The sequence below is a fragment of the Pseudomonas sp. HY2-MNA-CIBAN-0224 genome (assembly GCF_040310285.1).
Taxonomy (GTDB): Bacteria; Pseudomonadota; Gammaproteobacteria; order Pseudomonadales; family Pseudomonadaceae; genus Aquipseudomonas; species Aquipseudomonas helleri.
Window position 1 is genome coordinate 1 of the sequence record NZ_JBEOPQ010000315.1, and the last position, 320, is coordinate 320.

Genomic DNA, 320 nt, shown 5'->3' on the forward strand with positions numbered 1-320 from the left:
CATCTGCCCCAAAATAGGCACACCACCGGCCAAACCCTCGATGAAACTATCGGTGATCGGTTTATTGACCGTGACCAAATATTCTTTTTCGTGATTATTGCCAGCACGTAATACCTTATTCACCAGATCGCCATTGTTGGTCAAAAAGATTAAACCTTGGGAGTCCTTATCCAAACGACCGATGGGGAAAATACGTAAACTATGTATAACAAAATCGACGATGTTGTTTTTCTCAGAGCTCTCGGTGGTGCTGACAATACCTACTGGCTTATTCAACACAATAAAAACAAAATCATCAGGCTCTCGTGGCTCAATAAGCT

At 42.2% G+C, this 320-nt stretch carries 1 protein-coding gene; it reads right to left on the reverse strand.

Translation table 11 applies throughout. The features are described 5' to 3' along the window. Positions 1–320: pseudouridine synthase (locus AAEZ03_RS26550; RefSeq protein WP_350582759.1), on the reverse strand; the 320-nt coding region annotated here is incomplete at both ends.